Source organism: Acinetobacter sp. 24-47-67, from assembly GCF_056779735.1.
Window position 1 is genome coordinate 245,608 of the sequence record NZ_JBWYIK010000002.1, and the last position, 22,477, is coordinate 268,084.

At 39.0% G+C, this 22,477-nt stretch carries 18 protein-coding genes and 1 pseudogene; 9 read left to right on the forward strand and 10 right to left on the reverse strand.

Features of this window, described 5'->3' with window-relative positions; genetic code table 11:
* Window positions 1-48: 48 nt before the first annotated feature.
* Both AC1M9K_RS05130 and AC1M9K_RS05135 read right to left on the reverse strand, forming a co-directional pair.
* A complete protein-coding gene (locus AC1M9K_RS05130) occupies window positions 49-1,272 on the reverse strand; it encodes an acetate/propionate family kinase (RefSeq protein WP_481588683.1) in 1,224 nt (407 codons plus the stop codon).
* Window positions 1,273-1,655: 383 nt separating this feature from the next.
* Window positions 1,656-2,921: a glutamate-5-semialdehyde dehydrogenase gene (locus AC1M9K_RS05135; protein ID WP_481588684.1), complete on the reverse strand. Its 1,266-nt coding sequence runs from the start codon at window positions 2,919-2,921 to the stop codon at window positions 1,656-1,658.
* A gap of 287 nt (window positions 2,922-3,208) precedes the next feature.
* Here AC1M9K_RS05135 and AC1M9K_RS05140 point away from each other — a divergent pair, with 287 nt between their 5' ends.
* Window positions 3,209-4,531 (forward strand): alpha/beta fold hydrolase, encoded by a 1,323-nt coding sequence (locus AC1M9K_RS05140; protein ID WP_481588685.1) that lies wholly within the window; start codon window positions 3,209-3,211, stop codon window positions 4,529-4,531.
* A 63-nt stretch (window positions 4,532-4,594) separates the two neighbouring features.
* On the opposite strand, the gene AC1M9K_RS05145 is transcribed toward AC1M9K_RS05140, so the two are convergent.
* Window positions 4,595-5,440 carry a class I SAM-dependent methyltransferase gene (locus AC1M9K_RS05145; protein WP_481588686.1) on the reverse strand — a complete coding sequence of 282 codons (846 nt, stop codon included), beginning with the start codon at window positions 5,438-5,440 and terminating at the stop codon, window positions 4,595-4,597.
* 70 nt (window positions 5,441-5,510) lie between these two features.
* Window positions 5,511-6,530 (reverse strand): beta-N-acetylhexosaminidase, encoded by a 1,020-nt coding sequence (nagZ, locus tag AC1M9K_RS05150; protein ID WP_481588687.1) that lies wholly within the window; start codon window positions 6,528-6,530, stop codon window positions 5,511-5,513.
* Between the two features lie 196 nt (window positions 6,531-6,726).
* Here nagZ and AC1M9K_RS05155 point away from each other — a divergent pair, with 196 nt between their 5' ends.
* The 7 genes from AC1M9K_RS05155 to AC1M9K_RS05185 all read left to right on the forward strand — a co-directional run bounded on the left by AC1M9K_RS05155 (window position 6,727) and on the right by AC1M9K_RS05185 (window position 16,566).
* A complete protein-coding gene (locus tag AC1M9K_RS05155; RefSeq protein ID WP_481588688.1) occupies window positions 6,727-8,910 on the forward strand; it encodes a carboxy terminal-processing peptidase in 2,184 nt (727 codons plus the stop codon).
* 214 nt (window positions 8,911-9,124) lie between these two features.
* Window positions 9,125-11,191 (forward strand): putative bifunctional diguanylate cyclase/phosphodiesterase, encoded by a 2,067-nt coding sequence (locus AC1M9K_RS05160; RefSeq protein WP_035265296.1) that lies wholly within the window; start codon window positions 9,125-9,127, stop codon window positions 11,189-11,191.
* A gap of 120 nt (window positions 11,192-11,311) precedes the next feature.
* On the forward strand, window positions 11,312-12,904 hold the full coding sequence (locus AC1M9K_RS05165) for a peptide chain release factor 3 (RefSeq protein ID WP_035265298.1): 1,593 nt from the start codon (window positions 11,312-11,314) through the stop codon (window positions 12,902-12,904).
* A gap of 83 nt (window positions 12,905-12,987) precedes the next feature.
* Entirely contained in the window at window positions 12,988-13,812 is an 825-nt protein-coding gene (locus AC1M9K_RS05170; RefSeq protein WP_481588689.1) for a hypothetical protein, read from the forward strand.
* 130 nt (window positions 13,813-13,942) lie between these two features.
* Window positions 13,943-14,890, forward strand: coding sequence for an RsiV family protein (locus AC1M9K_RS05175; protein ID WP_481588690.1), 948 nt, complete (start codon window positions 13,943-13,945; stop codon window positions 14,888-14,890).
* A 7-nt stretch (window positions 14,891-14,897) separates the two neighbouring features.
* Window positions 14,898-15,731 (forward strand): TatD family hydrolase, encoded by an 834-nt coding sequence (locus AC1M9K_RS05180; RefSeq protein WP_481588738.1) that lies wholly within the window; start codon window positions 14,898-14,900, stop codon window positions 15,729-15,731.
* Between the two features lie 67 nt (window positions 15,732-15,798).
* Window positions 15,799-16,566: a tRNA threonylcarbamoyladenosine dehydratase gene (locus tag AC1M9K_RS05185; protein WP_481588691.1), complete on the forward strand. Its 768-nt coding sequence runs from the start codon at window positions 15,799-15,801 to the stop codon at window positions 16,564-16,566.
* 62 nt (window positions 16,567-16,628) lie between these two features.
* On the opposite strand, the gene dusA is transcribed toward AC1M9K_RS05185, so the two are convergent.
* Window positions 16,629-17,639: a tRNA dihydrouridine(20/20a) synthase DusA gene (gene dusA, locus AC1M9K_RS05190; protein WP_481588692.1), complete on the reverse strand. Its 1,011-nt coding sequence runs from the start codon at window positions 17,637-17,639 to the stop codon at window positions 16,629-16,631.
* Window positions 17,640-17,815: 176 nt separating this feature from the next.
* Window positions 17,816-18,748 (reverse strand): annotated as a pseudogene (locus tag AC1M9K_RS05195) (IS5 family transposase).
* An 11-nt stretch (window positions 18,749-18,759) separates the two neighbouring features.
* Between AC1M9K_RS05195 and AC1M9K_RS05200 the strand changes: the two are divergent.
* Complete coding sequence (locus AC1M9K_RS05200) at window positions 18,760-19,230, forward strand: hypothetical protein (RefSeq protein ID WP_481588693.1); 471 nt, start codon at window positions 18,760-18,762, stop codon at window positions 19,228-19,230.
* A gap of 371 nt (window positions 19,231-19,601) precedes the next feature.
* Here the strand turns inward: AC1M9K_RS05200 and AC1M9K_RS05205 are convergent, their stop codons facing one another.
* The 4 genes from AC1M9K_RS05205 to AC1M9K_RS05220 all read right to left on the reverse strand — a co-directional run bounded on the left by AC1M9K_RS05205 (window position 19,602) and on the right by AC1M9K_RS05220 (window position 22,375).
* A complete protein-coding gene (locus tag AC1M9K_RS05205; RefSeq protein WP_481588694.1) occupies window positions 19,602-20,072 on the reverse strand; it encodes a transposase family protein in 471 nt (156 codons plus the stop codon).
* Entirely contained in the window at window positions 20,020-20,334 is a 315-nt protein-coding gene (locus tag AC1M9K_RS05210) for a transposase family protein (protein WP_481588695.1), read from the reverse strand. The genes AC1M9K_RS05205 and AC1M9K_RS05210 overlap by 53 nt, the downstream gene beginning before the upstream one ends.
* Before the next feature lie 238 nt (window positions 20,335-20,572).
* On the reverse strand, window positions 20,573-21,052 hold the full coding sequence (locus AC1M9K_RS05215) for a GFA family protein (protein WP_481588696.1): 480 nt from the start codon (window positions 21,050-21,052) through the stop codon (window positions 20,573-20,575).
* A 153-nt stretch (window positions 21,053-21,205) separates the two neighbouring features.
* Window positions 21,206-22,375: a zinc-binding dehydrogenase gene (locus AC1M9K_RS05220; protein ID WP_481588697.1), complete on the reverse strand. Its 1,170-nt coding sequence runs from the start codon at window positions 22,373-22,375 to the stop codon at window positions 21,206-21,208.
* Window positions 22,376-22,477 lie beyond the last annotated feature (102 nt).

The following is a 22,477-nucleotide window of genomic DNA, read 5'->3' on the forward strand; positions in this document are numbered from 1 at the left end:
TCTAAAAATAAAAAAGAAATATGTAAATAAGTCTGAGCGGGCGACTACTTAAGCAGTCGCGGTTTCAAGTTCAGACTTTTTTTCAGATGAATTCACATCTCCGATTTGATTCACCACATGTTCTGTTTCTTGTGCAATACGTCCTTCTTCATCTGTAGGAATGACCCAAATTTGCGGACCAGTACCTTTATCAATGCGACCTTCTGTACCGCGAGCTAATTGGTCATTTTTTTCTTTGCTAAAGTTAAAACCAAAATGTGGCAAATAAGATAATGTTTTTTCACGGATAAATGCTGAATTTTCACCAATACCACCTGTGAAGAATAAGCCATCAAGACGAGGTAAACCACAGCTGAGTGCTGCTAAGGATTTAGCAAGACGATAGCAGAATACTTCAATAGCAAGTGCAGCATCTTCATTGCCTTCTTCTGAAGCTTCGATAAGTGTTCGCATATCGTTTGACAGGTTTGAAAGTCCTAATAAACCAGATTGGCTATTGAGCATTCTGTCAATTTTGTAAATGTCCCATCCTAGGTTTTTGGCTAAAAAATTATGTAAACTTGGATCTACATCACCACTACGGGTACCCATCACTAAACCTTCGAGTGGCGTTAATCCCATAGAGGTATCAACACTTTTACCATTCCAAATTGCACAAGTAGAACTACCATTGCCTAAATGAGCGGTGAGCCAACCACCTTCACGGAAACTACCAGCAAGCTCAGAACCACGATCTGATACATAGGCATGGCTTGTACCGTGGAATCCATAGCGGCGAACATTATGTTCAGTGTATAAAAATTTTGGTACCGCATAACGATAGGCATGCGCTGGCATTGTTTGATGGAACGCTGTATCAAACACTGCAACTTGCGGTAAGTCTGGGAACAAACGTTTAGTCGCTTCGATCCCAACGAGATGTGCAGGATTATGTAATGGAGCTAAAGGTGTTGCTTCACGGATCTTTTCAATAATTTCATCGGTGATTAACTCTGCTTGAGTTAAAGAACCACCATGTACAATACGATGACCAATGGCATCAGGCTTGTGATTCGCTAAGCGAGATAATCCAACTTCAAGTGCTTCTTTGTGGTCTGCATTTGGAATACGAATATCAACTGGTTCGTTGCCTACAGTCACGCCTTTGATGCGCGCTTCTGGCGTACCTAAGTTTTCAGCAAGACCATGAATTCGGAAATCTTGATCTTTAAGTAATAATGCAAACTTGATCGAAGAAGAACCGCAATTGATGATAAGAACTGAATGAGGCATGGTGTGTTCCTTTACTGGCAATTTTAATATTTCGTTTGTTTTCTTCCAAATGAACAAAAAATGTTATTTCTTGATCGTGAAGCATTTGTATCATGCGTTTTTTTATTGTCCTAGATAGACTTTAGGTGATTAGACTTAAGCACTATCGACCACTAAGGTAATAATAATTAAAATTTATAGTCTTTCTTTATTCATTTATTAAATAAATGATGGTTATATTTTAATTAAATTGTATGCGTAAAACATAGCATGTATTGTATTTTTTATATACCACTTCTGCTTTGTAATTGATTTAATTTATACGTTTTTTATTTTGTTATAATGAGTTGAATCACTCAAAAACAAAGCCCTTTACTCAAAGGGCTTTGTTTTTTAAGTTAGGTTTATTGACGGATTTGGCCATCGCCTAAGACAATCCATTTTTGTGAGGTGAGTCCTTCTAATCCGACGGGACCTCTGGCATGAATTTTATCTGTTGAAATGCCGATTTCAGCACCTAAACCATATTCAAAACCATCAGCAAAACGGGTAGAGGCATTGACCATGACCGAACTTGAATCCACGCGAGTAAGGAATTTTCGCGCCGTGCTAAAGTTTTCAGTAATAATCGAATCAGTGTGATGCGATCCGTATTTATTGATATGCAAAATTGCTTCATCAATGCCACTGACTACTTTAACCGCTAAAATAGGTCCTAGATATTCCTCATACCAGTCTTCTTCGGTCGCAGTTTTAATCTGTTCACCTAAAATTGCTTTGACTTTCAAGCAACCACGCAACTCAACTTGTTTTTCAGCATAAAGTTCAGCAATGCGAGGCAGAAAGTCATCAGCAACTTTTTCATCAACCAGCAGCGTTTCCATGGCATTACATACGCCATAGCGATGAGTTTTTGCATTTAACGCAATTGGCAATGCTTTTTGTAGATCTGCTTGAGCCTCAACGAAGACGTGACAGTTACCATCAAGATGTTTGATTACTGGAATAGTTGCTTCACGTGTAATACGTTCAATTAAGCCTTTGCCACCACGTGGAACAATAACGTCAACATACTCAGAGAGAGTAATCAATTGTCCAACAGCAGCACGATCAGCTGTATTTACAACCTGCACTGCGTTGACTGGTACTCCAGCTTGCTCTAAACCTTTTTGAATTGCGGTAGCAATGGCTTTGTTTGACTCTAATGCTTCTGAACCACCGCGAAGAATGATGGCATTGCCAGACTTTATCGCTAAAGAGGCTGCTTCTAGAGTGACGTTAGGACGTGATTCATAAATCATACCTACGACACCTAAAGGCACTCGCATTTTTCCAAGCTGAATACCAGACGGGCGATAAGCTAGGTCGGTAATTTCACCAATGGGATCAATTAAACTGATGACATCTTTAAGACCTTGTAACATTCCACTGAAGCGTGTGGGTGTAAGTTCCAAACGATCGAGTAATGCGCTGTCTAAATTGTTTTCATGACCACGAGTCATGTCTAGTTTATTCGCAGCTAGAATTTGAGCTTGATGGTCTTCCAAAGCGGTATGGATTGCCGTCAAAGCATTATTTCGTTCAAAAGTCGAAGATCCAGCCAAAAAGCGTGAAGCTTCACGCGCATTCTGACCGACGACTTGCATGTACTGTTCGATGGAGTCTTGCATAGCAGTTTAACTGATCATTTTAAAATCTCATTCAAATAGTAGCAGCGCAGATGACAACAATCTATGTTTATCAGCGAAAAAAGCTAAGTTGATAAAACTTGTAACTATTTTTAGAACCTAACGGCAGTTAAAAAAGATAAAAGGTGAATTCTTGCATTGCGCAGATTTCATGCATCTGTATAAAATGAAATGAATGTTAATTATGTTGCATAATCATAACGAATTGAGAGTATGATCAAATTAACGGCTGTGAAAACAAAACAATAAAGCCAAATGGAGATAAAGGAATGAATTCCATGATAAAAATGGAGCTTGAAGATTATTCAGCTGAAGACAGCACTCATTTTTTTGATCTGTACCATAAAAATAGTTTTAAAGAGCCGCCACGAACCACATGGATTGATGGGTGGAAAATTGAATATATGGCGATCGCATCGCCAGAAACACTGCATCAGACGCCAACGCTGATTGTCGGAGGCGCATTTCAAAATTTTAATTCATATAAATATTGCGTTGAACAGCTCTTCGAGAAAGGACCTGTTATTTTAATCGACTTACCATCTTTAGGTTCAAATCAACAAATCCACAATCGTGATACTGGAATTTCTGCTGGTACTCTAGAGCTACCAGAGCTTTCAAAAATGTTAGGTCAATGGTTGGATTTGGTGGAGATTAAGAAAGTCTCTGTTATGGGGATGTCATTAGGCTCTGTGGTTGCTTCCTGTTTTGCTCATTATCGTCCAGAACTGGTAGATCGATTAATTCTGATGGGCGTCATGCAGAAGACGCGGAAAAGCTGGCGTATGTTGCTTGAAGAGTCATTAATATTGATGCAAGAGCAACGTATGGATGAGTTTGGTCAGGCTGTCATTTTGTATTTGGTGAATCATGCAAAATTAGATCAAACGCGTATGTCTCCAACAGCTAAACGACTTTTTTATAAGCAGATGTCTGAGTTTGATATCGCTGAGCGTGAGCGATATGAAATTAACTGTAATCGTTTATTGCGTCTTTCCCATGTTCCAATTCCGATGTGTAAAACATTGGTAGCATGTGGTCAATTCGATAGTTTTACTTTGCCATTTGAGAATGCGAATTTTGCCTTGCAATGTCCAGATGTTGAGTTTGCAATGATTGCAAATGCGGATCATGTGCCTCAATTGCAACGTCGTAAAGAAACCATGAATCTTTTTACCAGTTTCTTAAAAGGCGAATCGATTCACAATCTAGATGGAATCATTTATTTAGATAAAGACCAAATGCAATCTTTGGATCGAAGGGGGGAAGTTCGATTTGCCCTTAAAAATGCGCATTCTGTTTTAATTCATCAAACAAATACACAACGTTTTGAAGTTGAAATTAAAGACCTGAATTACTTTGGTGTATCATTCTTTTTGGATGACCCATCTCAAGTTGAAGTCTTACAGGAAGATGCTCGAAGTTTTGCAATTGAATTTGAGGATGAGCAAGGACATTTTGCTGTCGAATGCTTAATGTTCGATTTTATTGGAAATGAAGTAAGAGCATTATTCAAGCATGGTTATTTTGAAGTGGCTGATCGCTTACTTCAATTTATAGATACCCATAAACACAATGACAGCGTGGATTAGGCTGTCATTGAATTCATTTGAATCAAAAAATAGATACTTCGTAATATTGCTACGAATGAATCATTATTTTATTGCATGAATCATCCATACTAGATCACCAAGATGCTGATCTGTATCCATATTTTGATTCTTTTTTTCAAAATACAGTTGAGGTTGAATGACTTCAACTTCAGTAAAACCTGACAGTTTAAAAAAGTGCTGTACCTCTAAAGGGTCTTTAAAGTGGAAAGTAAATGCACTTCTTGAAGCGTATTTGAGTAATTTGCTGCTCGACCAAATTAAGTTAGCCAGTTTATGTTGGACAGGTTCGGGATAAAGGTCAGTTAAATAATGAAGCGTTTGGAATGGTTCACCAAAACGTACAATTGAATTCAGCAATTGTTTGAGTAAATCTTGATTAAAATAATTGATTAATCCTTCACTGATAATCACTAGCGGTCGTGTTGGGTCGAATTCGTCAAAAGCTGTTTTGAAATCATCCGTGAATAAGTCTGCTGATAAAACTTTAGGGCTTTCGGGATCGATTTTATTCAAAGCGGATTGTTTTGTGGCAGCCATGTCTGGTAAATCTAATTCGCGATAATCTATTTCGGGATAATGAGATCTAAACCACCAACCACGAGGTGAAAGTCCCGCTGCAATTTCTAAAATTTGCAGGTTTGGATATTGTTTGATTAATAATTTTAAATGGTCGTCTAATAATGTATGTCGTGTCTTCAGAGTTGAACGCATACTTCCACCGATAAACTTCTCAGCCATACTTTCAAAAGGGTGAGCGAATTGCGCCAACGCTTTACCTTTCGAAGTCGCAAATGCTTCGTGAGAGATACCCATTTGGTACCAAATATAGCCAGTGTAGTGAGCAGTAAACGAAATATGACGGTGCTTTGATTGTTTTGATTGAGACATACACATCCTTAGCTATGATTATTATTGGATTGGTCAAGATAAAGGGAGCATTTAGATGCTCCCTTTATTATTAAAATGATTGTCTAAAATCTTCAATGACCTTTTTGACAGATTTCCATTCGTTGCCTAAGTCAAGTTGTTCACCAATGCGAATCTCTTGAATCTTACCGCGCATACGCTCTAAGCGTTCTTGGTTCGGCAATGGATAATTCTCTATGGCACTGAGCGCGACACATGCAGATTCCCGATTATTGCAGACTAAGCCCATATCACAGCCAGCTTCAAGCGCGGCTTTGATGCGAGCATCTGCACCACCTGCAACACAAGCTGCTTGCATACTTAAGTCATCAGAAAACAAGACACCATCGAACTCAAGTGTTTCACGAAGTACTTTTTGAACCCAATACTGAGAAAAACCAGCAGGATTTGGATCTACTTTTTCATAAATCACATGTGCTGGCATGAGTGCGTCAAGTTGAGGTTGGAGTTGAATAAAGCTTTGCATATCTTGAGCTTCAATTTCAGCATAACTTCGTGTATCCACAGCTGCCGCAATATGTGAATCTGCTTTAACCGAGCCATGGCCAGGGAAGTGTTTCCCCGTGGTTGCCATACCAGCGCGTTTCATACCTTGCATAAAGGCTTGGGCTAAAGGGATGATATCTGAGATATTTTTAGCAAAAGCACGGTCACCAATAACCTCGCTGATGTCGTTAAGGTCTAATACAGGTGCAAAGCTAAAGTCGATCCCGACTGCAAGGACTTCGGTAGCCATGAGCCAACCGCATTGTTCAGCCAATTCAATTGCTCGTTCTGGCTGACTTAAATAGAGCTCACCGAAACGTCCCATGGCAGGAAGGAGAGTGAAGCCTTGTTTTAAACGTTGTACGCGTCCGCCTTCTTGATCGACTGCAATTAAAATATCGGGGCGAACTTGGCGCATATGATCCGTTAAGGCGCGAACTTGTTGAGGTGATTCAATATTTCTTCCAAACAAAATGACTCCACCAACTTGTGGAGAATGTAGGAGTTGAATATCTTCTTGATTAAGTGTTGTGCCCTCAATATCAAGCATCAATGCGCCAATCATAGTGGAATCCGTGATTCTAATTTTAAAAGAGAAAACAATACCCGAATTTTGCAATGATTTGCTACATTTTCTCCGTACAGATTATGATAAAACTATACGGCAGAAATAAAAAAGTTGTTTAAGGTTTTGAATATTAATATTTCTATCTGAAAACAATAGTGTAAATTTGGTTTATCCAAGGAAAGACAAATTCGTTATGAAACTTCAAACAATCGCTTGCGCGGTAGCCATTGCCACTGGTGGTTTATTTTTTGGTCATACAATTAATGTTGCGATCGCAGCGAATGAACCAGCGGTTCAACAGGTTCAGAATATAAAGCCCACACAAGAACAAGCTTTAGTTTCAAGACAATTAGCAACTTTGGTGGATCGTCAGCACTATTTAAATATGCGTTTAGATGCTACGACCTCACAACGTATTTTTGATATGTATATTGATAGTCTTGATCCTGACCATAGCCTTTTCTTGGCAGATGAAGTGGCAAACTATAAGAAAAAATACGGACCAACTTTTGGAGCGGCGCTGAAAGCGGGTAACCTTGAAGGACCTTATGCCATTCACGCTCAATATCGTGATCGTTTAAAGTCATTCTATGAGTTTATGTTGGCGGAGTTAAAAAAACCGCAAAACCTAAATCAACCTAATGTGTTTATCGAGTCTGATCGTGAAAAGGCTCCATTTTTCAAAAATAAAGCTGAGCAAGAAAATCAATGGCGCAAAATGCTGGTGTCTCAGTTAATCAATTTAACGATTGCTAAAGAAGAAGATTTGGCTAAGCAAAAAGCGCTGAAAGATGATCCTTCTTTAGCAGCAGGGCAAGATCTCACTTCAGCTGAAGATTTAACGCCAGTTCAGACTTTGACCAAGCGCTATATGCGTCAATTAGAACGTATGAAGCGTACAAAAAGCGATGACGTTTTAGAAAAAACGCTCAATGCTATGTTAGCGACTTATGACCCGCACAGTAATTATTTCCCACCAATCGATGCGATTGAGTTAAATCGTCAGACCACATTGCAGCTTGAGGGGATTGGTGTGTCGATCCGTCCAGAACGCGGGAATGAAGACTATACGCGTATCGAGACGATCGTAGATGGTGGTCCTGCGTTTAAGACGGGACAGGTCAAGTCTGGTGATCGTATTATTGGTGTCGCGCAAGACGGTGACAAAATGGTCGACGTCATTGGATGGACCAGTTCTGAAATCGTTGGATTGATCCGAGGTAAGCGTGGGACTAAAGTCACCATTAAATTGCTCGGACCTGGAGCATCTATGAGTCAGGCACGTACCGTAACTATCGTACGTGATGTGATTCAAGAAGAGGATGCGGGTGTACGTTCAAGAACAGTTGAAATTGTACGTGATAGCAAGAAACATAAAGTTGGAGTAGTCGAAATTCCATCGTTCTATTACAACTACCGTGCCCGTCGTGCTGGTGAAAGCTATCGTTCAGTATCTGAAGATACCAATAATGCATTGAAAAGTTTAGCTGCGCAAAATGTCGATGGCATTATCGTTGATCTTCGTAATAACCCTGGCGGTTCACTCGAAGAAGTGGCAAAAATGATTGGGCAAGTGATTAAATCTGGTCCAGTGGTTCAAATTCGGGATGGGAATGGTAACGTCAGTGTCTTCGAAGATCGTGATGGAGGCGCTCAAACCTACGCAGGTCCATTGGCTGTCATGGTGAATCTGGCTTCTGCATCAGCAAGTGAAATCTATTCAGCTGCTGTGCAGGATTATGGTCGTGGGATTGTGATTGGAAGTACTACGACAGGTAAGGGTACAGCTCAAGTTCAATTGGACAGCTTAGCGTATGGTCAAGCGACATTGACGCAACGAAAGTTTTACCGTGTTACTGGTGGAAGCACACAAAATAAAGGGGTTGTGCCTGATATTCAATTGGTTGATATCTACGATGAAGAGTTTGGGGAGCGTAAAGCTAAGAATGCTTTAGAGTGGGATACCATCCCTACAGCTCCTTTCAAACGTGAGGGAGAAGTGCAAGCCTTTGTACCAAAATTAGCTGCTCATTCAAAACAGCGTGTTGCGAATGATATTCAATTTAAGTATTTAGAAGCGCGTAAAGCGATTTCGCAGAAAGCTAAAGAGAATAAACAAATCGTGTTGGATATCGATCAACGTAAAGCTGAACTCATCGCTTTGGAAAAAGAAACGTTGGCAGAAGAAAATAAACGCCGTATAGCAATGGGTAAAACTGCTTATCCAAATTGGGAAAGTTATCAGGCATCGATGGAAGCTTTGGCTGAATCGCGTGCTAAGATGAAAACTAATCAACGCCCACCTTTACCTGAAGAAGAGGCATTTGTCACTGAATCAGCTCATATCTTGCTCGATTACATTGCCTTGCAAAAATAAAAATATTTATTGTTAAGTTTTACTTAAAAATGGCGTATTTCGATACGCCATTTTTTATGGATATCGCCGAAAAACAACTTGACGTTCAATGAGATGGTGATATTGTTGTAGGCGACAAATGCTCATTAAAAAGTTGAACCTTCTTACATTTATTTGCTGTACTTTTGGGGTTTAAATAAAATAAAAACAGGTTCAGGTACGGATAAGTCTCTATATGATTCATATGAGTTACGATTATGCAATGGTGGCGGGTTCTGCTGTGGCGGCAGTGATCGTCTGCTTTATTGCTATTTCATTTGAACAACTCATTAGTACCCACAAAAACCCAGTTGGTCAAAAAGTGCTGCTCGGTGTAAGTGGCATGATATTTGGTCTTGCGATTTGGGTCATGCATTTTGTTGGAATGCTGGCTTGTCATTTACCTGAAGATCATAGTTTCGATATAGGTTTAACGCTATTCTCTTATGTGATCGCAGCTCTCGCTTCAATTTTTGCCATATGGCTCACGACTAGATCTACACTTCCTTTGGCTAGATTGGTTTTGGGTGCACTTCTGATGGGTTTCGGTATTTCAGGTATGCACTATACTGGAATGGCGGGATTGATCGTTCCCAACTACATTATTCGTTATGACACCATTTTGGTGATTTTTTCTGTACTGATTGCTGTATGTGGTTCAGGATTGTCATTCTGGCTGATGTTTAAATATAAGCGTACCTATCACAATAAATTGGCTTTCAAGCTTGCCGTGGCATTCATGATCGCTTTTAGTATTGTGGGAATGCATTATATTGGTATGGCGGCTGCGACTTTCCAACCCGTGGATGCCAAATATGCAGCATTGAATCAACTCCATGAAGGTCAAGGTTTATTACTTTTTGTCATTATATTTGTCACCTGCTTGGTTTTAGTGGTCAGTTTTTTTGTCGCTATTTTAGAATTACGACTTGAAGAGCGAAATCAACAATTAATCAAAATGAATAAGGAATTGGAAAGCCTTGCCCTTCAAGATAATTTGACCAAACTTCCAAATCGACTTTTTTTGCTTGATTACACCACTTCATTATTTTCACTACACCAATCTAAAGATCATAAAGTTGCATTCATTTATATTGATTTAGATCGTTTCAAGGCAGTAAATGATGCTTTTGGACATCATATTGGTGATCAGCTTTTAGTGAATTTAGCACATCGACTTCATGCATTACTCGAAAAAAACCAAAAATTAATTCGTATTGGTGGTGATGAGTTTTTATTGGTTGTTGAAGACTTTTCTACAGACCAAATTGATCAAGTTGCCAATCTAGTATTGAGTAAAATCCAAGAAGGCTTTGTGATTTCTGGGAAGGAAATCAATATCTCAGCAAGTTTAGGTGTGGTCTATTATCCAGATCATGGTGCTGATTTACATGATTTGTTGGTGAATGCTGATGCTGCAATGCTGATGTCCAAAGAGCAAGGTCGCAATACTTACAGTGTGTTTAACTATTCATTAGATCAACAAGAAATCGCACGTAGCCAATCAAAACTTATTAATGATTTGTATCGTGCTGTTGAAGAACAACAATTCATTTTATTTTATCAGCCGAAATTCACAGCAGATTTTAAAATTTGTGGCGTTGAAGCTTTAATTCGTTGGAAGCATCCAAGTCTAGGACTTCTAGCACCAAATATGTTTATTGAGGGTGCGGAGCAAACAGGTCTTATTATTAAAATGGGCTACTGGGCTCTTGAACAAGCGTGTATACAGATTCAAGCTTGGCAAAAAAAGAAATTGCCTTTCTGTCCGATCGCTGTAAATTTATCAGCTGTACAATTTGAACATAAAGCGCTGGTAGATACATTAAGATGTTTAATCACGCAATACCAGATCGATCCAGCCCATTTAATTATTGAGATTACTGAATCGACAGCAATGCATCATATCGATGTCAGTATTCGTACTTTTGAGAGCCTACGTAATTTGGGGATTGGGCTTGCGATTGATGATTTTGGAACTGGTCATTCTAGCTTCTTATATTTAAAGAATCTCCCGGTAGATGAGCTTAAAATTGACCGTGAATTTATTCGAAATCTTTCACCCAATACTAAAGATGAAATTATCTTAGAAAGTATTATTGTATTGGCTAAACGTTTAGGTTTGGTGGTGACAGCTGAAGGCGTTGAAACTCAAAAACAAGCCGATATCTTAAAACGTTTAGGTTGTCAGCAATTACAAGGCTATTTATTGGGTATGCCATTACCTGTGGATCGTTTAGAAAGCACATTTAAGAACTATTAACTTCTGGTCAGTTTCTGATTCATCACATTCACATTCGGTATTGATCTGCTACAATATCGCCAATTTTTATTTTGATCTTTTTTGATCTTCTAAACTGCATGTCTGCAGTAGGTGTTATTCATGAGCTTTAAGCAAGAGTTAGCGGAGCAAGTTGCTCAGCGACGTACATTTGCCATTATTTCCCACCCCGATGCGGGTAAAACCACAATGACGGAAAAGTTATTGTTGTGGGGGCAAGCGATCCAAGTTGCAGGTATGGTAAAAAGCCGTAAATCTGACCGTGCTGCGACATCAGATTGGATGGAAATGGAAAAAGAGCGTGGTATCTCAATCACGACCTCTGTGATGCAGTTCCCTTATAAAGACAAAATGATCAACCTGCTCGATACACCGGGGCATGAAGATTTCTCTGAAGATACATATCGTACCCTTACAGCCGTAGACTCAGCATTGATGGTGATTGATGGTGCGAAAGGTGTCGAAGATCGTACGATTAAATTGATGGATGTGTGTCGTATGCGTGACACACCGATTATTTCTTTCGTTAACAAAATGGACCGTGAAATTCGCGAGCCACTTGAGCTCCTCGACGAAATTGAAAACGTCCTGAAAATTAAATGCGTACCTTTAACTTGGCCTTTAGGCACAGGCCGTGACTTCGCGGGTGTTTTTAATCTGATCGAAGAAAAATTCTATGTCTATAAAGCAGGTTTTGGTTCAACCATTACAGATATCGAAATTCGTGACGGTTATGACCATGCTGACCTTCGTGAAAAAGTCGGTGAATTAGCTTGGGCTGCATTTGAAGAGTCACTAGAATTAGTTCAAATGGCAAATGAACCGCTTGATCGTGAAGAATTCTTAGCAGGGCGTCAAACTCCAGTATTGTTTGGTACAGCGTTGGGTAACTTTGGTGTAGACCATGTCTTAAATGCATTTAGTGAATATGCACCACCACCAAAAGCACATCCTACCCAAGACCGTAAAGTTGAAGCGACTGAAGAGGGTTTCTCTGGTTTTGTCTTTAAAATTCAAGCCAATATGGACCCTAAACACCGCGATCGTATTGCTTTCATGCGTATCTGCTCAGGCAAATATGAAAAAGGCTTGAAAATGAAGCATGTGCGTATTGGGAAAGATGTGCGTATTTCAGATGCATTAACGTTCTTGGCGGGTGATCGTCAGCATCTAGAAGAGGCATGGCCAGGTGACATTATTGGTTTACATAACCATGGTACGATTCAAATCGGCGATACTTTCACTTCGGGTGAAAACTTGCAATTCACAGGTATTCCTCACTTCGCTCCTGAAATGTTCCGCCGTGTTCGTTTAAAAGATCCTTTGAAATCGAAGCAACTCCAAAAAGGTTTAAAAGAGCTTTCAGAGGAAGGTGCAACTCAGGTATTTATGCCACAAAACAGTAATGATCTTATTGTAGGTGCTGTGGGTGTTCTTCAATTTGAAGTTGTAGCTTATCGTTTAAAAGAAGAATACAAAGTGGATTGTATTTACGAGCCTGTGAGCATTAATACAGTTCGTTGGGTTTCATGTCCAGATGAGAAAAAATTTAATGAATTTAAGAAAAAAGCACATGACCAACTTTCAGTTGATGGTGGTGGGCATTTAACGTACTTAGCACCTAGCCGTGTCAATTTACAATTAATGCAAGAGCGTTATCCTGATATTGTTTTCCGTAATACACGTGAACATTAATTTTGCTTGAAAATGTAAAACAGCTTCCTCGTGAAGCTGTTTTTGTATCAGAATAACCAATGCTTTAATTTTGGTTGATTCTTGTGATTACTCTAAATTTACAAAAAAAACGACTGCGTATTCTTCTTGCTACCTTAGTCATTGGGGTGGCATCTTGTGAAAAACAACCAGAGTCTACGACACAAAAGTCAGGGCAGTCTGCCCAAGTTAAAAACGCTGATGTGTTACCTTACTTAAATGATGACGCGTTTCAAGTTGAAATTAAGAGCGAAAATTGTACAAAATCGGTCTGCGAAAAAATTGAAATTTTAAGTCTAAAAACTGCAGATCATTGGGTCAATCAACAACTTAACAACCATTTGGCTTTTGTGATTCAAGATCAAATCAATGAAAAAGAAAAATTGAGTTTGGATCAATCCATCGAAACCTATATAAGTCGATCTGAATCATGGATGAAGGAGTTTTCACTGAATCAGCCTTATGAGTTGGATATACTGACGCAAGTCGCCACCCAACGAAATCAATATGTGTTGATCCAATTCATCGTAAACACAAAACAAGCTGAAGTGATCGTTAAAGATCGTGGTTACTTTATGGTATTGGATCGAAAGCAGAAAAAAGTTTTACAGTTGCAGGATGTGATTCAAAAGAACCAAATAAATGATTTTGAAAGAATACTTCAGTTGTCCTATCAAAAATGGTTAAAGGCCCAGAGCAGTGAAGTGAGAAGTATCGCTCCAGTGAATCTTAGCTGGAAAAATCAGGAGTGGTTCTTTGATGGTGAAGGGATTGGTATTCATATTCGCGCGAACGAAATTGTCAAAGGTGGTGAGCAATTGGATATCTATTTGAATCATGCTCAAACCAAGCAAGTGGTTGTGCCGCAGATCTTCCAAAAGATGTTTTGAAATATTACAAATATTGTAATGTAGCATATACAATTGCAGTTAAACCCATACAAACGAAGCTTGAGCTATCAATTTCATCGGGTTAGGCTTAAATCAATGATAAATGACCGTTTCTCCTCAAGGTTGTGAGATGTTAAAAAATAAAATAGTTTGGACTGTATCTGTACTTACTGCCGCAATTACGCTGAGCGCATGTCAGCCAAAAGGGGACGGGCCTAAAGAGTCACCTGACACTCAAACTCAAGCAGCATCGGAAGTTCAGATACTCGTGCTTCAGGGTGAAACTGAAAAAGTGCCTGTTCGGTTGGTAGAATGTGATGGTAACAATTGTCCAGAAATTTCAATTGATCGATTGAGAACGAATCAATTTGTGTTAGATGGCTTAATTGATCAAGCGATTATCAAAAATTTACAAGAAACGCTAGAGTTGTTCGAACCTGAGCAGACGCTGTCTAAAGACAAAGATACTCAAGCCGCAAGCGAAGTTGTTGAATATAAAACTGCAGCGCAGTTACTTGCAGAGCAGATTCAGCCCTATATTGATAACTTTGTGGGTTTAGATAAAGAGTTAAAGCACTTGGGGGTTGGACATCAAATTAGTTTGAGTATTAGTCCTAAAATTTTAAATTCACAAGGACCACTTGCAACCATCGTATTGAATACGAGTAACTATTTAGGAGGTGCACATGGTTCTTCTTCACAAACTTACTTTAATTTTGATTTGAAACAGCAGAAACAAGTGTCACTGGATCAAATTTTAGTGAAAGACCAAAAGAATAAATTAAATCAATTGGCCCATGAAGAATTTAAAAAATGGGTCATAGATTCGCAGTTAGCAGATAACGTTGAAGAGTATGAAGAGGCTTGGAAATTTAAACTCACTGATAACTATTATTTGGGTAAAAAGGGTTTAATTCTTCAATACGGTGAATATGAAATTGGTCCTTATGTGGTGGGTTTGCCAAGACTTACGATTCCTTATGAAAAGCTACAGGGTGTGATTAAACCTGAAATGCTGGAGGCTGTTCATCCTGCGGTTCAAGTTGCTGTACCTCAAGCTGCAGGTGAAGCAAAATAACATGTCTATGCCACGTTTGTTTGATACGCATACGCACTTTGATGTAGAAGATTTTGACTTCGATCGTGAGCAACTTGCGTATCAGGCTAAACAGAAGGGAGTGGATGCCCTTGTACTGATTGGGTTTCAACACCAACGCTTTAATACATTGATTGAAACACACCATTGGTTAAATGGTTTAGATCAGGCACCGAGGAGTTATCTCGCTCCTGGTCTACATCCTTTTTATATCGAACAACATCAGCCTCATCATCTAGACGATTTAAAAAAAATTCTTGAAGTACAACAATGCATCGCCGTTGGAGAAATTGGTTTAGATACTTTTCTCAAGCAACATAAGCAGTCGGAAGTTTTCGCTAAGCAACAGAATTTTTTTGCGCAACAACTCGATTTGGCTCAACAATTTAAGCTTCCTGTGCTGTTACATATTCGTAAATCTCATGCTGAAGTATTAAAACTGTTAAAAGCAAAGCAATTTTTTCAGGGGGGGATCGCCCACGCATTTAGTGGAGGGGTAGAAGAAGCAAAGGCATTTATTCAACTTGGATTTAAGTTAGGGGTCACGGGACAGATTACCAATCCCAATGCTAAAAAATTACACCAAACAGTTCAGTATGTTGGCATTGAGCATCTGGTCATTGAAACAGACTGTCCTGATATGCCGCCATTATGTTGTCAAACTTCAACTGAACACCGAACCCGTAATACCCCACAGAATTTAATTTATGTTTTAGAGGGTTTGGCACATAGTCTAAATACGAGAATCGAAGACATTGCGCAACGTGTTTGGGAGAATAGTGTGTCTGCACTCAACCTAAAAAATGAACTGAAATTGTCGTGAGTTCAAAACTCTCTATTCCTCTGAAGTTTTGCTAAAATACGCCTTTTCCAAATAGTGTTAGAGCAATATGACTGACTTAGTTCATGATGATGAATATGAACGCCGTTTTACCGGTGTAGCCAAAATTTATGGCGAAGAAAATTTTCAGCATTATGAAAACAGTCATGTCATGGTGATCGGTATTGGCGGTGTTGGCTCTTGGGCTGTCGAAGCTTTGGCTAGAACAGGTTTGGGCGAGCTCACATTAGTGGATATGGATTCTGTTGCAGCATCGAATATTAATCGTCAGTTACCTGCGATGACATCAACATTAGGTCATGAAAAAATTGAAGTGATGGCAGAGCGTTGTCGCCAAATCAATCCACGTATAAAAATCAATTTAATTGATGATTATCTAACGCCTGAAAATGTAACAGAGATTTTGAGTTCAAATCCAGATGTTGTGTTGGATTGCATTGATGATGTCAAAGCAAAACTCGCATTGATGCTACATTGTCGTTTCAATAAAGTCCCTTTGATTGTATCTGGCGGTGCTGGTGGTAAATTAGATCCACTCAAAATTCGGGTCGCAGATTTGTCAAAAACAGAATACGACCCGATGCTGGCAAAATTAAGAAGTCAGTTGCGCTCAAAAGGTATCTGTAAAAAGCCGAAAGAGAAGTTTGGTATCACCTGTATTTATTCGGTGGATAATCCTTTTTCGAATGCTGATGTTTGTGCAAGTGCCGGGTTAAGATGTGGGGGCTATGGTTCAGCCGTGGTGGTGACATCAAGTTTTGCAATGGTAGCTGTGGCTGAAGTGTTAAAACGATTAGACTCGATTCAAGCAAAATAAGCCTAAAAGTGATTATCAAAAAAGGTCTCTATCAAGAGACCTTTTTTACTGATGATATTTGTTTATTCAGCATTGATTTTTAAGCTTTCTTGTTCAGCATGTCTTTGAATGGCTTGTTGCATACCGATTAAGGCATTTTCAATATCTTTTAAGGTTTTCGCATTACCCCCACTCAGGGCTTGTCGCCATTTTCGTGCACCAGGAAGGTTCTGAAATAAGCCTAAAATATGACGTGTAATCACTGAAAGTGGCGCACCATCAGCTAAACGTTTTGCAATATATGGCATCATTTCCTGCATGATCTCAAAACGATCAGGTGCTGACAAATTCCATAATTGTCCTAGTTCAGCCAGTAGATAAGGATTGTGATAAGCCTCGCGACCAATCATGACACCATCCACATGTTGTAAGTGTTGTTGAGTTTCAGCAAATGTTTTGATCCCACCGTTGATTTCGATCAATAGTTCTGGGCGATCTTGCTTTAAGCGATAGACATCTTCATAACGTAAAGGCGGAATGTCCCGATTTTCTTTCGGTGACAAACCTTGTAGTAAAGCAATGCGTGCATGCACGATAAAATTTTGACATCCCGTTTTTGCAACGGTATCGACAAAATGCAGCATCTCCTCATAAGATTGCATATCATCGATGCCGATTCGGTGTTTTACCGTGACGGGGATATCAACTGCATTTTGCATTTCAGCAATACATTCAGCAACCAGGTCAGGCTCAGCCATGAGGCAAGCACCAATTTTATTGTTTTGAACGCGATCACTAGGACAACCAACATTCAAATTGATTTCATCATAGCCCCAATCTTGAGCCATTTTAGAGCAGGTTGCGAGGTCTTTAGGATTTGATCCACCAAGCTGTAACACAATAGGGTGTTCTTCTTTACTGTAATCTAAATGACGGGCTGCATCGCCAAATAAAATTGCGCCTGTGGTTACCATCTCGGTGTACATGATGATATTTGGATTGAATAGACGTGCAAAAAAGCGGTAATCACGGGTCGTCCAATCCATCATTGGGGCGACGGAAATTCGAGGCTGTAAGGATTGGATATAAGACATGGTGAAACCTAGATTGAGTAAATCGTGAAAAGCTCGGCATCTTACCATAATTTAAAAAATGGTTCATTGAGGGAGGTGTTAAAGAATACTGCTTTTAAAGGTTAATGAATCTCTAATTTTTAAAGGCTTTGTTGCACAAAGATTTGAAAGGCAAAGAGCCCCTAATTGAGCCAAATTTAAGGCGTAACTTGGGTAAGTGGTCGACCTAATTCCGTAAATCTGTTGAGGACTGCTACACGTGTATGAACCTCATTGACTTGGCTATCAAAGCTCCTTGCACTGAGTTTATCTCCTAATAATTTGATGCAGTGCATTTTAGTCTCAACCAAACTTCGGCGATGATAGCCTGACCATTTTTTCCATAGTGTCCTACCTAAACGTTTAACTGTTCGAAGTAATTCATTTCGCTCTAGCGAGCTGCTCTTTGTATCTTTCCATGGTTTCGCATTTTTTCTAGGTGGAATCACCGCATGCGCTTGCCGATCTGCAATGGCCTGACGGCATTGCTTGGTGTCATAAGCTCCATCGGTATAAACAGAGTCAATCTGCTCATCTTGTGGAATCTGATCAAGTAAATCACCTAGTACCTGCGAATCACTGATATTATTGGTTGTGAGCTGAATAGCACGTATTTGAAGAGTTTCAGCATCTATAGCAATATGTAGCTTACGCCATTGGCCACGATATTCAGGTCCATGTTTCTTGCGTTTCCATTCGCCCTCACCTAGAAACTTCAAGCCTGTAGAGTCCATGAGTAGATGCAGCCCATAGCTACTTTTTTGGTAGCTGATTGCAATATCAATATACTTTTGTCTTTTACAAAGCGTACTTTAATCTGGCGCTGTCCAATTTAATCCGCAAAGTTTAATCAGACTTTGCACAAAGCCAGTGACCATACGTAAAGACAGACGAAATAAGGATTTAATCATTAAGCAGCATTGGATGGCTGCGTCGGAGTAGGTTTGATTTCGTCCTTGTTTGCCTTTTGATAGAGCATACAATTGCGTAGTAGGATCAAACCAAATGGCAATATTTCCGCGATTAATGAGTGCTCGGTTATATGCGGGCCAATTGGTTGTGCGGTAGATTTTGTGTGTAAGCTTCTTCATTTGAAAATTATATGGCTGAAGAAGCCCTTAAGAATAGCTTTTTGCAACAAAGCCTCCTTGTAGCAGAACAAGTTTCAAGAAACGATTTATCTGGATTGATGTTTAATTTGGGAGCGGAATATGATCGTACCTTGCAGACCGTGCTTGCTGCGTTTAAAAATGAATACGGTACGCAAACAACATTATCACAATGGAGATATGAAGCAGGTGATGCCATTATGAAATTAGGGTATGAAGACTTTAAAAATGTTTATCAAAATTACCAAACAATAGATTTAAAACAATGGAGTATCCAGCGCTTGGTAGATGAACAGGTTGCATTACAATCTATTCATGAAAAATATGTTTCTAAATTAGCACCTCCATTAAGATTAATTATGCAAGGTAAAGCGAAAATCGAGAATATTTTAAATGTCCAAGATCGAATAGATAAAGGATGTGGGGATATGGGCTATGAAGCCAAATGTGGGGTTTCAAAATGATGAGTGGTTTTAAAAACCCAGGAGACTTTTTACTCATTTTGGCATATTTTTTTATTTTTCAGGCTACATTGACTCTCTTTGGTTGGCAATTAAAAGAGAAAAGAGAAAAGATATTGAACTGGAACATTGTAATTGGATCGCTTCCATTTGTACTCAGTATTGAATTGTTGTTTGATCACTATCAGAGTTCATTTTTTGGGGAACTAACATTAATTCTCACTTATTTTTGTATATGTTTTGCTTTAAATACATTTTTTTGGATATTTAGTCTTTTATTTGAATTAAATCTACTTAAAATTAGATGGTATTTTTTTTCTTATATCAATGTTATAGGCGGTTGGATATTTTCAATATTAGGGTTCTTTCATAAATCATTTTTTACTCAGTTCTAAATTATAAATCCCTGCGATTAAACTGAATCTTAATCCCAATCTTTTGCCACGGTTGCGATATCGCTCAGCAAGGATTTTGAAGGTCTTCAAAGTTCCAAATACATGCTCAATCCCAATTCTTCTTTTATTGATTTCTTGATTGTAAACTTTTAGCTCAGGATCTAGTTTACAGCGCTTTTTTGCTTTTAATGGCAATAGACTATTTGGATACACCGTATAAATCCCTTGATAACCTTTCTCTGCAAGAATAAAAGCACCTTTAGGAATCTGATTCAAGTTGCGTTTGAAAAGCTCGAAATCATGTACAGCACCACAACTCGTGCATAAACTCAGAACTTGCTGTGTTCTATAATGGATAATGGCTTGTACTTTGAAAGTATGAGCTTTCTTCTTACCACTATAGCTTTTCTTCTGTTTTTTTAGGTCTTTGTATTGGGGTTTCTGTGGCATCTACGATCACCACATTCCAGTCGATACCTTCGCCTTCAGGCAAACTCTTGGGTAAATTAAATAGATTGGACTTGATCAGGCAATCCTCTACGTGGCGGACGATTCTTGAAGCAGTAGGCTCTGACACACCATAACTGGTTGCGACATGAAACAATGTTCGATATTCACGCCAATAACTTAAGCACAGCAGGATTTGATCTTCTACACTTAACTTAGATGGTCTACCTTTAGCAGGTACAAGCATTTTTAGCTGTTCCGCCATTAAATCAAAGGTTGACCATGAGATGCCTGTATATCGCTTAAACTGTGTTTCAGAAAGCTTCTTTGAGTCGATGTATGATGTATTTCATTCGCAAATTATGTATGAATATTTAAAATTATTCGGTACAAATAATCAGCAAAGGATAGATCTTTTTTTGATTTATGAAAGAGATATAATTTAAATTTTTCAATCATTGGTTTAAAAAGTGTTCAAGTGAAGTCATATTTTATTGATGATTTTATTTTAGAATTCTATTAGCTAACCCTTCAAGAATAAACTTAGCTGCTTGAGTTTGACTCTGGATAAAACCATTATATTTTGGCAAATCATCAGCTACATCTTGCACACGACGATGGTAAAAAATATGCATATTTTCAGGGGGAACTTGCGAGAAGTCTTTTAAGTTCCATTTAGGAATAAATAACAACTGATCTAATATTCCAAATTCAATAGAAGGGGACTGACATTGTTTGCATATCCCACGACGGATATTGGGTGGTGACTTCAAACGTTTAAAAGTAGTCTGTTTAATATTTAAATCATAAACATCTTGTTTCAAGAATACTAAAACATCTGAAAATGCCTTACCTGTATATTCTTGGCAAACTTGGCAGTGACAAATAAAATGTGCGATGGGTGCATGAGAAAAGCGAAAAGTATTTGCGCCACAAGAACAACTTGCTTCAACATTGAAAGGCATGTGATTTAAATTTGACATAAAACTTCCTTGTTTAAGATCTATTCATAGATGAAATTAAAATTTTAAAGTTCGATTGAGTATCACGCAGGATAAATAAGGACTCTGATCAAGTTTGAGCCCCATAGTAAAAAAATCGCTGAGCACTTATGTCGTATAGAACCTAAAGATTATCTAAAGTGCACTGATATCAGATCCGGTCTTTTTGGGGTCGACCAAAATTTTAGCGTGTTGTTCAGGATCACCTAAGGCCTGAAAAGCATCTTTGACTCCTGCAAGACCTACAACGCCCGTTATCAGAGGAGAACAATCAATTTGACCTTCAGCGATCATATGGAGCGCATCTCTGAACTCAAGTGGCGTATAACCAATCACAAACTGGATTTCGATTTCTTTGTTTAAAGCCAAAGCGGGTTCGATGCTGTCGGATTGCATACATACACCCACACCGATAATTTTAGAAAATAATGGCGCACCGTTAATAATCTGTTGAAGGATGCCTGGCATCCCGACACATTCAAAAATCACAGGGCGTTTGGGTAAAGCACCTAATTTGTCAGCCACACGCCACGCATGCCACCATGGAATATGCATAGACTGTATCTTTTCGAAAATACCGATTCCATAGTTAATCGCTTCAGAAGCATCACCCAATAAACCGTATTCTTTCCAACTCTCAAAAGGCGAGGATTGTTTAGGATCAATGACGACATCTGCACCACAAAGTTGAGCCAGCCGACGGCGATTTGGTGAAAAGTCACTGGCAATAATTTTTTTCACACCAATCGCTTTGAGCATTAAAATGACACCTAAGCCTACTGGACCACAACCAATAACAATTGCGGGTTCTGATTTCTTTATTCTGCTCCGACGTACTGCATGTAAAGCAACCGCCATTGGCTCGGTCATTGCTGCAAGATCGGGATGTAATCCATTTGGCACCGCAAACATGAGTTGAGATTGCACCAAGATTTGTTCGGCATAACCACCAGAAGCTTGAGGGGAAAGACCAGTCGCTTGATAACACCACTGATCAACTTTCAATAGTGGCATCGCACAAACTAAGGTATCTGTTTTAAATTTTTTTCTAGTTTTAGGACCATAATCTAGAACACGACCGCAAAATTCATGCCCCATGACAAAACGGTCTGTTGACTTTGCAACACCTTTTAGACCCACTTTAGCCGTAAGTTCATGCATGTGGTCACAACTATGTTGCATATGTAAATCACTGCCACAAATACCACATCGCACAACTTCTAATAAAGTTTGTCCTTGTGATGGTGTTAGATGGCTGACATCTTCAAGTGTTAATTCATTTTGATGACATACAACTGCTTTCATTCTTGTTCACGAATATTTTTTATAATGATAGTGAACAGTGTGTGTGATTACGCACAAGAGATACACAGCTTTAGAGGACTGAATGATGACTGCAGAGGCTAA

What these genes read in the sequence shown, in the direction of transcription:
- AC1M9K_RS05205 (WP_481588694.1), bottom strand. Translation starts at nt 20,072, where the DNA reads ATGCCACAGAAACCCCAATACAAAGACCTAAAAAAACAGAAGAAAAGC.
- AC1M9K_RS05155 (WP_481588688.1), top strand. Translation starts at nt 6,727, where the DNA reads ATGAAACTTCAAACAATCGCTTGCGCGGTAGCCATTGCCACTGGTGGT.
- AC1M9K_RS05145 (WP_481588686.1), bottom strand. Translation starts at nt 5,440, where the DNA reads ATGTCTCAATCAAAACAATCAAAGCACCGTCATATTTCGTTTACTGCT.
- AC1M9K_RS05180 (WP_481588738.1), top strand. Translation starts at nt 14,898, where the DNA reads ATGCCACGTTTGTTTGATACGCATACGCACTTTGATGTAGAAGATTTT.
- AC1M9K_RS05220 (WP_481588697.1), bottom strand. Translation starts at nt 22,375, where the DNA reads ATGAAAGCAGTTGTATGTCATCAAAATGAATTAACACTTGAAGATGTC.
- AC1M9K_RS05140 (WP_481588685.1), top strand. Translation starts at nt 3,209, where the DNA reads ATGAATTCCATGATAAAAATGGAGCTTGAAGATTATTCAGCTGAAGAC.
- AC1M9K_RS05200 (WP_481588693.1), top strand. Translation starts at nt 18,760, where the DNA reads ATGGCTGAAGAAGCCCTTAAGAATAGCTTTTTGCAACAAAGCCTCCTT.
- AC1M9K_RS05130 (WP_481588683.1), bottom strand. Translation starts at nt 1,272, where the DNA reads ATGCCTCATTCAGTTCTTATCATCAATTGCGGTTCTTCTTCGATCAAG.
- AC1M9K_RS05210 (WP_481588695.1), bottom strand. Translation starts at nt 20,334, where the DNA reads ATGGCGGAACAGCTAAAAATGCTTGTACCTGCTAAAGGTAGACCATCT.
- dusA (WP_481588692.1), bottom strand. Translation starts at nt 17,639, where the DNA reads ATGTCTTATATCCAATCCTTACAGCCTCGAATTTCCGTCGCCCCAATG.
- nagZ (WP_481588687.1), bottom strand. Translation starts at nt 6,530, where the DNA reads ATGATTGGCGCATTGATGCTTGATATTGAGGGCACAACACTTAATCAA.
- AC1M9K_RS05165 (WP_035265298.1), top strand. Translation starts at nt 11,312, where the DNA reads ATGAGCTTTAAGCAAGAGTTAGCGGAGCAAGTTGCTCAGCGACGTACA.
- AC1M9K_RS05135 (WP_481588684.1), bottom strand. Translation starts at nt 2,921, where the DNA reads ATGCAAGACTCCATCGAACAGTACATGCAAGTCGTCGGTCAGAATGCG.
- AC1M9K_RS05160 (WP_035265296.1), top strand. Translation starts at nt 9,125, where the DNA reads ATGATTCATATGAGTTACGATTATGCAATGGTGGCGGGTTCTGCTGTG.
- AC1M9K_RS05215 (WP_481588696.1), bottom strand. Translation starts at nt 21,052, where the DNA reads ATGTCAAATTTAAATCACATGCCTTTCAATGTTGAAGCAAGTTGTTCT.
- AC1M9K_RS05185 (WP_481588691.1), top strand. Translation starts at nt 15,799, where the DNA reads ATGACTGACTTAGTTCATGATGATGAATATGAACGCCGTTTTACCGGT.
- AC1M9K_RS05175 (WP_481588690.1), top strand. Translation starts at nt 13,943, where the DNA reads ATGTTAAAAAATAAAATAGTTTGGACTGTATCTGTACTTACTGCCGCA.